Annotated in this window: 11 protein-coding genes; 9 read left to right on the plus strand and 2 right to left on the minus strand. The window is 72.2% G+C overall.

Features of this window, described 5'->3' with window-relative positions:
* Positions 1–52: 52 nt before the first annotated feature.
* A complete protein-coding gene (locus tag Vlu01_RS03075) occupies positions 53–808 on the minus strand; it encodes an anti-sigma factor (RefSeq protein WP_203992874.1) in 756 nt (251 codons plus the stop codon).
* Positions 762–1,364 carry an RNA polymerase sigma factor gene (locus Vlu01_RS03080; RefSeq protein WP_203993603.1) on the minus strand — a complete coding sequence of 201 codons (603 nt, stop codon included), beginning with the start codon at positions 1,362–1,364 and terminating at the stop codon, positions 762–764. The genes Vlu01_RS03075 and Vlu01_RS03080 overlap by 47 nt, the downstream gene beginning before the upstream one ends.
* Positions 1,365–1,594: 230 nt before the next feature.
* On the opposite strand from Vlu01_RS03080, the gene Vlu01_RS03085 reads away from it, so the two are divergent.
* The 9 genes from Vlu01_RS03085 to Vlu01_RS03125 all read left to right on the plus strand — a co-directional run bounded on the left by Vlu01_RS03085 (position 1,595) and on the right by Vlu01_RS03125 (position 12,840).
* Complete coding sequence (locus Vlu01_RS03085; RefSeq protein WP_203992877.1) at positions 1,595–2,425, plus strand: DUF4397 domain-containing protein; 831 nt, start codon at positions 1,595–1,597, stop codon at positions 2,423–2,425.
* Positions 2,422–3,072: a class F sortase gene (locus tag Vlu01_RS03090; protein WP_203992880.1), complete on the plus strand. Its 651-nt coding sequence runs from the start codon at positions 2,422–2,424 to the stop codon at positions 3,070–3,072. Before Vlu01_RS03085 ends, Vlu01_RS03090 begins: the two co-directional genes overlap by 4 nt.
* 60 nt (positions 3,073–3,132) lie before the next feature.
* Positions 3,133–4,308, plus strand: coding sequence for a cysteine desulfurase family protein (locus tag Vlu01_RS03095; protein WP_203992883.1), 1,176 nt, complete (start codon positions 3,133–3,135; stop codon positions 4,306–4,308).
* 48 nt (positions 4,309–4,356) lie between these two features.
* Entirely contained in the window at positions 4,357–5,430 is a 1,074-nt protein-coding gene (mnmA, locus tag Vlu01_RS03100) for a tRNA 2-thiouridine(34) synthase MnmA (protein ID WP_203992886.1), read from the plus strand.
* A 22-nt stretch (positions 5,431–5,452) separates the two neighbouring features.
* The gene (locus Vlu01_RS03105) at positions 5,453–6,451 is read left to right on the plus strand and encodes a methionine synthase (RefSeq protein ID WP_203992889.1); all 999 of its coding nucleotides are present in this window, start codon (positions 5,453–5,455) and stop codon (positions 6,449–6,451) included.
* A gap of 36 nt (positions 6,452–6,487) precedes the next feature.
* The gene (locus tag Vlu01_RS03110) at positions 6,488–6,856 is read left to right on the plus strand and encodes a VOC family protein (RefSeq protein WP_203992892.1); all 369 of its coding nucleotides are present in this window, start codon (positions 6,488–6,490) and stop codon (positions 6,854–6,856) included.
* A gap of 79 nt (positions 6,857–6,935) precedes the next feature.
* Positions 6,936–7,937 carry an ADP-ribosylglycohydrolase family protein gene (locus Vlu01_RS03115; protein WP_203992896.1) on the plus strand — a complete coding sequence of 334 codons (1,002 nt, stop codon included), beginning with the start codon at positions 6,936–6,938 and terminating at the stop codon, positions 7,935–7,937.
* 141 nt (positions 7,938–8,078) lie between these two features.
* Positions 8,079–10,229 (plus strand): NAD-dependent DNA ligase LigA, encoded by a 2,151-nt coding sequence (ligA, locus tag Vlu01_RS03120; protein WP_373307263.1) that lies wholly within the window; start codon positions 8,079–8,081, stop codon positions 10,227–10,229.
* A 160-nt stretch (positions 10,230–10,389) separates the two neighbouring features.
* Positions 10,390–12,840 carry a putative bifunctional diguanylate cyclase/phosphodiesterase gene (locus tag Vlu01_RS03125; RefSeq protein ID WP_203992902.1) on the plus strand — a complete coding sequence of 817 codons (2,451 nt, stop codon included), beginning with the start codon at positions 10,390–10,392 and terminating at the stop codon, positions 12,838–12,840.
* The last annotated feature ends 49 nt before the right edge of the window (positions 12,841–12,889 follow it).

Below are 12,889 nucleotides of genomic sequence, written 5' to 3' on the forward strand. Positions count from 1 at the left end.
CCGGAGGCGAGGGAGCTGACCGACGGGCCGGGGAGCTGAACCGGCCCGTCGATCAGCCCGTCAGGGAGCCCCTCAACAGGCTGTCGCCGGAGTGTGCGGTGTCGTTGTCGAACTGCTCGGCCGAGACGTCGATGACGGAGTACCGCTCCAGGTCGACGTTTGGTGGCAGCGGCAGCAACACGTCGGAGCCGCCGCCGAGGACACCGACCGAGAACATCTCCATGCTCTGCGGGTTGATGAGCCAGACCTCGTAGTACCCCGGAACGGCCGGGAGATTCGCCACGTGCAGGTGCAACTCACCGGTGCCCAGCACCCGGGCGTCACCTCGGGCGGCAGGAGGAGTCGACCCGTACGCCGCCAGCGGGGCGCTGGCCACCACGGTCTGCTCGGCGGGCGGGGCCTCGCGCAGTACGGCGGCGGTGCCGACCACACCGACGGTGGCCGCGGCGACCGCCGTGACCGCTGTCGTGGCGAGCCGTGACCACCGCCCGCGCCGCGACCCGCGCGCGACCGGCGGGCTGCCGCTGCCGACCGGGACGACCGGGTCCGGCCGCTGCCGGTCGGCGGTGAGCCGGGGCAGTTCCTTCGCCGCCGTGATCTCGGACATGATGCCCTGCCAGACGTGTTCCGGCGGGTCGGGCAGATCACGCAGCCGCTGACTGTCGGCGCCGAGGCCGGCGACGTGACGCAGGCTCGCCAACTCGGCCCGGCAGTGTGGACAGGCGTCGAGGTGGGTGCGGTCGGCAGTGTCCACGTCGCTCTCACCGAGCGCCAGAAAGACCAGCCGATCGTGCTCCAGGTGCTGCACCGTCCACCTCCCATCTGCGCTTCAGACTGGCCATGCCACGCCGGATGTGACTCTTCACCGTGCCGAGCGGCACCCCGGTCACCGTCGCTATCTGCTGGTGGGTCAGGTCGTCGAAGAAGGCCAATTCCAGCATGCGTCGCTGTTCGTCCGGCAGACGCGCCAGCTCGTCGGCCACCACCAGCCGGTCGACCACCGTGTCCGGGTCGCTGCCGGAGGGCACCGGGTCGGGTAGCTGGCGTACGGTCTCGACCACCCGGTTGTCCCGCGCGACGGACCGGAGCCGGTCGATGACCTTGCGCCGGCCGATTCCCAGCAGCCAGCCGACCAACGAGCCCTTCGCCGGATCGAAGGTCTCCCGGCCGAGCCAGGCGGCGACGAAGGTGGCCTGGGTCGCGTCCTCCGCGTCGCTGCGGTTCACCAGCGTGCTGGTGGCCAGGTGGAGAACGGCCCGACCGTAACGGTCGTACGCCTCGCGCAGCGCCTGCTCGTCGCCGGCGCGGAAACGGTGGGCAAGCTCGTCCTCGGGTGTGCCCGGTTGTTGCCGGATCCCGGTCACGGGACGGTTTGCCTGGTTGAGGGCATGCCCGACTGTAGCCCGCACCGGTGCCTCCCCCTCTTTCCGCCCAGCGTTTCACCAACCCCTCTTCGTCCGTCCGGGGCCCGCTGGATGCGGTTCCGGCCGGAAAAAGAAAAACCCCGCCGCCCGCATCCGGGCGGCGAGGAGCCGGCGTAACTCGGGGTGCACAGCAAGCATGACGAAGTGCCATGAATCACCAGGAGGTAGACATGCAGTTCGCGCACCTTCGCCGCGTCGCCGCAGGTGGCGCGGTGGCCGCGCTCACCTTCGCCGGAGTCGGCGTGGCGACGGCGACCCCGGCGTACGCCGCCAACTCGAAGGTCTCCGTCGTGCACGGCATTCCGGACACCCCGGTCGACGTGTACGTCAACGGGGAGAAGACCCTGGAGAACTTCGCACCCGGTGACGTGGCCGGGCCGCTGGACCTGCCCGAGGGGCAGTACGACATCGCCCTGACCAAGCCGGGCGAGCCGATCGGGCAGGCCATCCTCACCGCCGACGACGCCGAGGTTCCCGGCGGGGCGAACATCAGCATCGCCGCCCACCTCGACGCCGACGGTCAGCCCACGATCACTCCCTTCGTGAACGACACCGCGAAGGTCGACGCGGGCAAGGCCAGGCTGATCGTCCGGCACACCGCCGCCGCGCCGGCCGTGGACGTGCGAGCCGGCGGTAGCCCCGTCTTCGAGGACCTGACCAATCCGAACGAGGCCAAGGGTGACGTGGACGCCGGCAACGTCTCGGCGGACGTGGTGCTCGCCGGCACCGACACCGTGGTGATCGGGCCGGCCGACCTCAACCTGCGGGAGGGCACGGCGACGATCGTGTACGCCACCGGTTCCGCCGAGGCGGAGAACCTGGCCGTCGTGGCGCAGACCATCGACGGCCTGCACTCGGCGCCGTCCGGCGTGCCGAGCGGCACCGGCGGGCAGGCCGACACCGGTCTCGGCACCTGGTGGTACGCGCTGGCGGGCACCGGGCTCCTGCTGCTGGTCGTGGGTGGGGCGCGGGTGGTTGTCGTCCGGTCGGGTCGCCGGTGACCGTCGTCAACCGTGGGGCGCTGGCGGCTGTGGCCGCCGGCGCCGCCGCGCTCGCCGTCGCGGCCGTGGTGGCCGTCGTGTCCAGGCCGGCGGGAGACGTCGGCGCCGAGCAGGCCGCCGCGTTGGCCAGCCCCACCCCGTCGACCAGCGGACCCGCCGTGCCGGTGGCCCCGGGGACGCTGCCCGACGATGCCGAACCGGTACGCCCGGTCGGGCTGCGGATCCCCTCGATCGAGGTCACCGCGCGGGTCGACCCGGTCGGTGTCGACGAGCGAACCCAGGAGTTCGACGTGCCGCCCAGCGTCGACCAGGTCGGCTGGTACCGCTACGGGCCGGGGCTTGAGGCCGAGTCCGGCTCGGTGGTGATCGCTGGTCACGTCGACAGCGCTGAGCAGGGCCGGGGCGCCTTCTACCGGCTGCGTGAACTCGCGCCGGGCGACACCGTGACGGCCACCGGCGAGGACGGGACCGAGCGGACCTACCGGGTGGTGGCTCGGGAGGAGTACGACAAGACGAAGATTCCGCTGGAGCGTTACTTCGCCCGCGACGGTCGACCCCGCCTGACTCTGATCACCTGCGGCGGGCCGTTCGACGCCGACGCCCGTCGTTACCGGGACAACATCGTGGTGACCGCATCACCGGTCTGACGTCCCGCCAGGCAATCCGGACTGCGGTCGGAACCGGAGTGGTCGTTAGGCTGGACCGTGATGGCTTACCTGGATCATGCCGCGACCACTCCGATGCTCGACGAGGCATTGGAGGCGTACGTCGCGACCGCCCGCGAGGTCGGCAACGCGTCCTCCCTGCACGCGTCCGGTCGGCGTGCCCGTCGCCGGGTGGAGGAGTCGCGGGAGCGGGTGGCCGCCGCGCTGGGTGCCCGACCGTCGGAGGTGATTTTCACCGGTGGTGGCACCGAGAGTGACAACCTCGCCGTGAAGGGCATCTCCTGGGCGCGCCGGGCCGTCGACGCCGGGCGGATCCGGGTGATCTCCAGCGCCGTCGAACACCACGCCGTCCTCGACGCGGTGGAGTGGCTGGAGCGGCACGAGGGCGCCGAGGTGGGCTGGCTGCCCGTCGACGGTGCCGGCCGGCTGCACCCGGAGGCGCTCCGTACCGAACTGGCCGAACACGGCGACCGGGCGGCGCTGGTCACCGCGATGTGGGCCAACAACGAGGTCGGCACCATCCAGCGGATCGGCGAGCTGGCGGCCGTGGCCGCCGAGTACGGCGTGCCGTTCCATACCGATGCCATCCAGGCGGTCGGTCAGGTGCCGGTCGACTTCGCCGCCAGCGGCGTCGCCGCGCTCACCGTGACCGGTCACAAGCTCGGTGGTCCGGTCGGGGTCGGCGCGTTGTTGCTGGGTAGGGAGGTGGCGGCGGTGCCGCTGCTGCACGGCGGGGGACAGGAGCGGGACGTGCGTTCCGGCACCCTCGACGCGGCCGGCATCGTCGCCTTCGCGGTCGCCGTCGAAGCGGCCGTCAAGGGCCAGCAGGAGTACGCCGCCGGGCTGGCCGCGCTCCGCGACGACCTGGTGCGACGGGTCCGCCAGGCGGTCCCCGAGGTCGTCCTCAACGGCGATCCGACCGATCGGCTCCCCGGCAACGCGCACTTCTCCTTCCCCGGTTGTGAGGGGGACGCGCTGCTGCTCCTGCTGGACGCCCAGGGCATCGCCTGCTCGACCGGCTCGGCCTGCTCGGCCGGGGTGGCGCAGCCCTCCCACGTCCTGCTGGCGATGGGCGCGGACGACGACCGGGCCCGTTCGTCACTGCGGTTCTCCCTCGGTCACACCAGCACCACCGCGGACGTCGACGCGCTCATCGCCGCCCTTCCGGGGGCCGTGGACCGGGCCCGGCGGGCGGCGGCGCCGCGTACTCCCCGCTGAGCCGGTGCCGGGCGGAGATAGGCTCGGTGGGAAGGGAGAGTGGTCCGGGTGAGGGTGTTGGCGGCGATGTCCGGCGGCGTGGATTCCGCCGTGGCGGCGGCGCGGGCGGTGCAGGCTGGGCATGACGTGACCGGCGTGCACCTGGCGCTGGCCCGCAACCCGCAGACGTACCGCACCGGTGCCCGGGGCTGCTGCACCCTGGAGGACTCGCGGGACGCCCGGCGGGCCGCTGACGTGCTCGGCATCCCGTTCTACGTCTGGGACATGGCCGACCGTTTCCACGCCGACGTGGTCGACGACTTCGTCGCCGAGTACGCGGCGGGGCGTACCCCGAATCCGTGCCTCCGCTGCAACGAGAAGATCAAGTTCGCGGCGGTGCTGGACCGGGCGGTGGCCCTGGGATTCGACGCGGTGGTCACCGGTCATCACGCCCGGCTCGGCCCCGACGGCCTGCTGCGTCGCAGCGTCGACGAGGCCAAGGACCAGTCGTACGTGCTGGCCGTGCTCACCCGCGAGCAGCTGGACCGTTCGATCTTCCCGCTCGGCGACTCGACAAAGGCTCAGGTCCGGCAGGAGGCCGCCGAGCGTGGGCTCGCCGTCGCCGACAAGCCGGACTCGCACGACATCTGCTTCATCGCCGACGGCGACACCCGGGGCTTCCTGGCCCAGCGCCTCGGTGAGACGCCCGGAGACGTGGTCGACGCGACCACCGGCGCGGTGGTGGGACAGCACGCCGGCGCCTACGCGTACACCGTCGGGCAGCGGCGCGGACTGCACCTGGACCGGCCGGCCCCGGACGGCCGACCCCGCTACGTGCTCTCCATCACACCGAAGACGAACACCGTCACCGTCGGCCCGGCGGAGGCGCTGGAGGTCTCCACGGTCCGGGCCACCCGTCCGCTCTGGACCGGTGGCCCGCGCCCCGACGGTCCGATCGAGTGTGAGGTCCAGTTGCGCGCCCACGGCGTCGTGGTGCCCGCCGCCGTCACCGTCGACGGCGACACCCTCCACGCCGAGCTGCGTCGCCCGGTGCGCGGCGTGGCCGCCGGCCAGGCCATCGTCGCCTACCGCCCCGATCCCGCCGGTGACGTCGTCCTCGGCTCCGCCACCATCACCGGCTGATCCTCACGGGTACGCTTCGGCCGTGACTGATCAGGTCTGGCCGTGGGCGGCGGGCGCGGCGACCGGTTTGGGCTCGCTGCCCGGCACCGACATCGCCGAGGCGCAGCGGATCGTCCTTGGTGAGCTGCCCGCCCTGCCGCATCTTCCGGAGCTGCCGGCCCGAGGGCCGGGTGCCGACGTCATCGGGCGCACCGGCGGTCTACTGGTGGAGCTGCCGATCGAGCTGTACGCCGCACGCTGGCGGGTGGCCCCGCGTCCGGGCCGCGACCTGCGCCGGGCCCGCGACCTGATGGAACGCGACCTGGACCAGCTCGCCGAGCAGGCCGAGGAGTACGCCGGCCCCATCAAGCTCCAGGCGGCTGGCCCGCTGACCCTGGCCGCCTCGATCGAGCTGCCGATCGGCGGTCGGATGCTGCGCGACCCAGGTGCGCTGCGTGACCTGACCGGCTCACTGGCCGAAGGGCTGCGCGGCCACGTCGACGCGGTGCGTCGTCGATTGCCCCGCGCGTCGGTGCTGCTTCAGCTCGACGAGCCGTCGTTACCGGCGGCGCTGACCGGTCGGGTGCCCACCGAGAGTGGCCTCGGTGCCTACCGGGCGGTGGAGTCGGGCGACGCCCGCACCCTGCTGGGCACGGTGATCGAGGCGGTCGGGGTGCCGACCGTGGTGCACTGCTGCGCCCCGGAGGTGCCGCTGGAACTGCTCCGCTCCACCGGGGCGATCGGCGTCGCGCTCGACCTGAGCCTGCTCACCGACCTCGACCCGCTCGGCGAGGCGCTCGACGCCGGGTTCGGGCTGCTGGCCGGTGCCGCACCGGCGACGCCGACCGGTCGCGCCCCGACCTCAGCCGACCTCGCAGACCGGGTACGCACCCTCTGGGACCGCCTCGGGTTTCCGCGCCGTCAGCTTGCCGAGCAGGTGGTGGTGACTCCCGCCTGTGGCATGGCCGGGGCCGATGTGGCGTACGTCCGGGCGGTCCTCGCGGCCTGCCGGGACGCCGGACGCCGGCTCGCCGAGGAGTGAGGTTTCTCGTCGTACCCACGGGGCAGGATGCTCGTCATGATTGGACAGCTGCGTTCGACGGTGATCGACTGCCCCGATCCGCGTGCGTTGGCCGGCTTCTACTCCGAGCTGCTCGGCCTGCCGCTGATCGAGGACAATTCGGACGGTAACGACTGGGTGGTGCTCGGCGGGCCGCCGAACCACCAGCCACGGCTGGCCTTCCAGCGGGCACCCGACCTGGTTCCGCCGGCCTGGCCCGATCCGGGACGGCCCCAGCAGTTCCACCTCGACGTGACGGTGGACGACATCGAGGCGGCGGAGCAGGCGGCTCTGGCCCTGGGTGCCCGCCGGCTACCCGGCGACGGTGAGGGTTTCCGGGTCTACGCCGACCCGGTCGGCCACCCGTTCTGTCTCTGCTGGGACTGAGCATCAGGCCCCGCCCGCCGGATGGTGGTGGCCCGATCGGAGGCTGCGCGGCTTGCGGCCGGCAGGCATCATCGCGTTCATGATCAGTCCTGCATCGCGTCGCGCTGCCGGTTCGCTCTTCGGCCTGGCCTACGGTGACGCGCTCGGCAAACCCACCGAGTTCCTCACCGTCGCCGAGATCGACAGGCGGTTCGGTCCGACCGGCCCCCGGGAACTCGTCGGCGACCCGGCGCTGGTCACCGACGACACCCAGATGGCGCTGGCGGTGGGCTGGGCGCTGCACGACGCGCCGACGTACACCCCGGGGGCGGTGGAGCCGCTGCTGCGCCGTCGCTTCCTGGACTGGGCGACCAGCCCGGACAACAACCGTGCGCCGGGGATGACCTGCCTGCGGGCCTGCGCCGAACTGTCCCGAGGGCTGCCCTGGCAGCAGGCCACCGAGGCCGGCTCGAAGGGGTGCGGGGCGAACATGCGGGTCACCCCGGTCGGGCTGCTCGACGTCGACCTGGACACCCTCGCCGGGCTGGCGCAGCTCCAGGCCGGTCTCACCCACGGCCATCCGACCGGCCTGGCGGCGAGCGAGTTGACCGCGTACGCGGTGCGGCTGCTGGTCGACGGTGCCGCCCTGGCCGACCTCCCCGACCTGCTCACCGCCCGGGTCGACGAGCAGCGCCGGGTGTACCGGGCCGACTGGTTGGGCGACCTGTGGAAACGGTCGGGAGTACGGGCACCGGAGGAGTTCATCTCCCGGGGCTGGCAGGAGTGCGAGCGGGCACTGGCCCGACTCGACGTGGCGCTGGCCGCCCCGGACGACGGCGGGGATCCGTGCCGGCTCACCGGTGAGGGCTGGATCGCCGAGGAGGCCCTCGCGGCGGCTCTGTACTGCGCCATCCGGCACGCCGACAGCCCGGTCTATGCGCTCGTCCGGGGTGCCCGGACCGCCGGTGACTCCGACTCGATCGCGGCCCTCGCCGGAGCTTTCGTCGGCGCGGCCCACGGCATGTCCGGCTGGCCGAGCGGATGGGCCGAGCGGATCGAGTACGCCGACCAACTCGCCGCGCTGGCGGCAGCACCCGACTGACCCGGATCGCGCAGCCGGGCCCGGTCGTGCACCACGCGGTCGCTCGGCCGGGTTTCTGGCATGTCAGGCCGGGTGGCGGCACCGTTGTCCCACCCGGGCACTACCGTGCGGGGGTAGCACGATCACGGGAGGTCGACGACGGTGTCCGAAGGCGGCAGGGTGTCCGAGGAAACGGTTCCCCAGCAGGTCGATGCGGCGCAGGAGGCCGCCGGCCCCGAGCCGACGCCGCAGGTGCGGGAGCGGCATGCCACGCTCAGCCAGGAGCTGACCGAACATCAGTACCGCTACTACGTGCTCGACGCACCGACCGTCTCCGACGCCGACTTCGACCGTCAACTGCGTGAGTTGGAGGCGCTGGAGACGGAGTTTCCCGCGTTGCGTACCCCGGACTCACCGACTCAGCGGGTCGGCGGCACGTTCTCCACCGACTTCACCCCGGTCACCCACGCCGAGCGGATGATGTCGCTGGACAATGCCTTCGCCGACGAGGAACTGGCAGCCTGGGCGGAGCGGGTCGAGCGGGATGCCGGCGGCCCGGCGCCATACCTGTGTGAGCTGAAGGTCGACGGGCTGGCGATCAACCTCACCTACGAAGGTGGTCGGCTGGTCCGGGCGGCCACCCGCGGCGACGGTCGTACCGGCGAGGACGTCACCGCGAACGTACGCAGCATCCGGGACGTGCCCAGCCGGCTGACCGACTCGGCCGACTTCGGGCCGCCTCCCGAGTTCATCGAGGTACGCGGCGAGATCTACTTCCCGGTGGCCGCCTTCGCCGACCTCAACGCCAGCCTGGTGGAGCAGGGCAAGGCACCCTTCGCCAACCCACGCAACGCCGCAGCCGGCAGCCTGCGACAAAAGGATCCGCGGATCACCGCCTCCCGCCCCCTGCGCCTGGTGGTGCACGGCATCGGCGCCCGCCGCGGCTTCCAGCCCATCGCCCAGTCCGAGTCGTACGCGGCCTTGGCGGCGTGGGGGTTGCCCACCAGCGACCGTTGGCGGGTGGTGCCCGACCTGGCCGGCGTCCGGGACTACATCGCGTACTACGCGGAGCATCGGCACGACGTCGAGCACGAGATCGACGGTGTGGTGGTGAAGGTCGACCCGGTGCCCATCCAGGGTCGGCTGGGTTCGACCAGCCGGGCACCTCGCTGGGCGATCGCCTTCAAATACCCGCCGGAGGAGGTCAACACCACCCTGCTCGACATCGAGGTCGAGGTCGGCCGGACCGGTCGGGTCACCCCACGGGCGGTCCTCCAGCCGGTCCGGGTGGCCGGTTCCACCGTCGAGTACGCCACCCTGCACAACGCCCGCGAGGTCGAGCGCAAGGGGGTCCTGATCGGCGACACGGTGGTGATCCGTAAAGCCGGTGACGTCATCCCCGAGGTGCTCGGACCGGTGGTCGACCTGCGTCCGCCGGACGCCCGCCCGTTCGTCATGCCAACCACCTGCCCGGCCTGCGGCACCCCGCTCGCTCCCGCGAAGGAGGGCGACGTCGACATCCGGTGCCCCAACTCGCGCAGCTGCCCGGCACAGTTGCGGGAACGGGTGTTCCACCTGGCCGGGCGTGGTGCCTTCGACATCGAGGCGCTCGGCTACAAGAGCGGCGCGGCGCTGCTCGATGCGCAGATCATCACCGACGAGGGAGATCTGTTCGCGCTCGACGCCGAGCGGCTGGCCCGCGCGCCGTTCTTCGTCAACAAGGACGGCAGCCTCGGCAGCAACGCCGTCAAGTTGCTCGACAATCTCGCCACGGTCCGGCAGCGGGACCTGTGGCGGGTGCTGGTGGCGCTCTCCATCCGGCACGTCGGGCCGACCGCCGCGCAGGCGTTGGCCCGGCACTTCCGCTCGATCGAGGCGATCGACAAGGCGACTGAGGAGGAACTCTCCTCAGTCGACGGTGTCGGCCCGACCATCGCCGCCAGCATCCGCGAATGGTTCGCCGTCGACTGGCACCGCGAGGTGGTCCGCAAGTGGGCCGAGGCGGGTGTCCGCATGGCGGAGTCGGCGGTACAGGAGGGGCCACGTCCGCTGGAAGGGGTGACGGTGGTGGTGACCGGCACGCTCGACGGCTTCTCCCGAGACCGGGCCGCCGAGGCGATCCAGTCCCGGGGCGGCAAGGTCAGCGGCTCGGTCTCGAAGAAGACCGGCTTCGTGGTGGTGGGCGACAACCCCGGGTCCAAGGCGGACAAGGCGGCGAGCCTGAAGGTGCCCGTGCTCGATGAGGAGGGCTTCCAGGTGCTGCTCGACGCCGGCCCCGAGGCAGCCCGGCAGGTGGCCCGCGTAGCGGAGTAACGATCTTTAGAGCGGCCGCTCTTAGGACACTCTGCTGGATACCAACTTAATTACGACTACGACCGATTCGTGACTGTCGCGACGGGTAAGTGGGTGGTGGGGGCGTTTCATTGGGGCACGGCACGTGGACCCACGGGCCGTTCTCGTGCCGGGAGGTGTGATGGAGTCGCCCGATCCACGCAACCTCGTCCCGCCCGGGCGGACGGCGCAGTTCTCGACGTTCGTCGCGGCCGTACTCCTGGTGGCCGTGCTCGTCTCGGCGGACGGGCTGGTGTCACTCGCGTCGGCCCTGCCCGACCTGCCGGCGGCGTTCTGGACGATGGCGGTGCTCGCCGTGGCCTGCGACGCGCGCCCTTTCCTGCCGCCCGGGCGCGGGCAGTCCTCCTCGGCCGTCTTCCCCTCGACCTGCTTCACCTTCGCGATTCTGCTCGGCTGGGGGCTCGGCCCCGCGGTTGCTGTGCAGGCGGTCGCCGTGGTGGTGTCCGGGATCAGGATGCGGCACGCACCCTGGCGGACGGCCTTCAACGCCGGTCAGTACGCCTGCTCGCTGGCCGCCGCGTACGCGATCACCCGGCTCGGGCCCGGCGGCATCTTCGCCGGCGGTGCGCTGGGGTGGGCCGACGTCGCCGCCATCGGTGGTGCCGGCATCGCCTGGTTCGCCGTCAACTACGGGCTGGTCACCGCTGCCGTGCGGCTGCGATTCGGCGAGCGGTGGTGGCCCAACGCGTGGCACGGGCTGCCCTTCGAGTTGCTCTCCACCGGGTCGCTGCTGCTGCTCGCGCCGGTGCTGGTCACCGCCGCGAGAGCCAGCGCCGCCCTGGTGCCGCTGGTGCTGGTCCCGCTCTTCGCGGTGTACCGGATGGCCCGGCTCACCGTCGAGCAGCACCAACTGGCCGCACTCGACCCGCTCACCGGGCTGCCCAACCGCAAGGCGCTGCTCGCGGAGGTCAACGAGCAGGTGCACCGGCACGCCGAACGAGCGGCCCGAGACGAGCCCGGTGCCCGGCTGGCGCTGCTGCTGCTCGACCTGGACCGCTTCAAGAACGTCAACGACGCGCTCGGACACGCGGTCGGCGACCGGCTGCTGGTGGAGGTGAGCGCCCGGCTGACCGACGTGGTCGCGCCGCCGCAGATGGTCGCCCGGCTCGGCGGTGACGAGTTCGCGATCGTGATGACCGGGCTCACCGATGTCAGCGAGGCCCGCGCGCTGGCCGACCAGGTCGTCCAGGCGCTCGCCGAGCCGGTGCCGCTGGACGGGTTGCCGTTGGATGTCGGCGGCTCCATCGGCATCGCCCTGTACCCGGAACACGGCGAGGACTTCGCCACCCTGATGCGGCACGCGGACGTGGCGATGTACGACGCGAAGCACCGCAACGACACCGTCGCGGTCTACACCGCCGAGTCCGACCACAACTCCGCTGAGCGGTTGGGCCTGCTGGCCGACCTGCGCCGGGTGCTGGAGGTCGGCGCGGCGGGCCGGGGCGACGGATCCGGCCCGGCCGACGTGACCACCGTTCGAGGCGGGGACGGCGCGGTGTTGCCCATTCCCACAGCACTGCGCGAGTCGACCGACGCCCGATGGTGGAGCCGGCGACGCCGCCGTCCCCGGGCGGTGGATCACGACGACGAACTGATTGCCCGGATCATCACCGGTGCGGACCCGACCCTGCGCCGGGCGGCCCGGCACGCGGATGCCGATGATGCGACGACCGGCGGTGCGGTGTGGTCCGAGACGCGTGCCGGTGCCCCGCCAGGTCTCAGGGGCGACGGAGCGGATCCCACGACGTCGACCGCCGACGACCGCCCCGGCGCCGAGCCCAGCATCGATGCAGGCGAGATCATGATGTACTACCAACCGCAGGTCGCCATCGCCACCGGAGAGGTGGTCGGGGTGGAGGCGTTGCTGCGCTGGCGACACCCACGGCGGGGGATGGTCGACCCGGAGGAGTTGATCCGGGTCGCCGAGCAGAGCGCGGTGATGCGTCTGCTCACCCGCCGCGTGGTCGACGACGTGGTGGAGCAGCTCGCCAAGTGGTCGGCGGCCGGCCTCGCACTGCGGGCGGCGGTCAATGTCAGCGTGCGGGACCTGCACACCGGCGAGATCGCCGACCAGATCGCCGACCGGTTGGCCCGCTACGGCGTGGCTCCGGAGCGGCTGCAACTGGAGATCACCGAGGGCGCGTTGATGGCCGATCCGCGCCGGGTGCTGACCACCATCACCCGCCTGCACCGGATCGGGGTGGGCATCGCGCTGGACGATTTCGGCACCGGTTACTCCTCGCTTCAGCACCTGCGCCGGCTGCCGTTGTCGGAGGTGAAGGTCGACCGTTCGTTCGTCCTCGGCATGACCGAGGACACCGACGACGCGGCGATCGTCCGCTCGACGATCGAGCTGGCCAAGGCGCTCGGGCTGCGGGTGGTGGCCGAGGGGGTGGAGGACGAGCGGACCTGGCGAATGCTGCACGCGGCTGGCTGCGACGCCGCGCAGGGCTGGTTCTACGCCCGGCCGATGCCGGCCGAGGAACTGGTCGCCTGGCTGGCCCGGTACCGTCCGCTACGGCCGTTCGGCGGCCACGACGACGCGGAGGTGCCGCGCCGGCACGCCCGCTGATCCTGACGGTCGCTCCAGACAATAGACTCGCTGCCGTCACCGCGCGTCG

Origin of the sequence: Micromonospora lutea (assembly GCF_016863535.1) — a bacterium.
GTDB lineage: Bacteria > Actinomycetota > Actinomycetes > Mycobacteriales > Micromonosporaceae > Micromonospora > Micromonospora lutea.

Bases quoted from the DNA above. Each gene is read 5' to 3' on its own strand.
- Vlu01_RS03085 (WP_203992877.1), top strand. From the start codon at position 1,595: ATGCAGTTCGCGCACCTTCGCCGCGTCGCCGCAGGTGGCGCGGTGGCC.
- Vlu01_RS03095 (WP_203992883.1), top strand. From the start codon at position 3,133: ATGGCTTACCTGGATCATGCCGCGACCACTCCGATGCTCGACGAGGCA.
- Vlu01_RS03110 (WP_203992892.1), top strand. From the start codon at position 6,488: ATGATTGGACAGCTGCGTTCGACGGTGATCGACTGCCCCGATCCGCGT.
- Vlu01_RS03115 (WP_203992896.1), top strand. From the start codon at position 6,936: ATGATCAGTCCTGCATCGCGTCGCGCTGCCGGTTCGCTCTTCGGCCTG.
- Vlu01_RS03125 (WP_203992902.1), top strand. From the start codon at position 10,390: ATGGAGTCGCCCGATCCACGCAACCTCGTCCCGCCCGGGCGGACGGCG.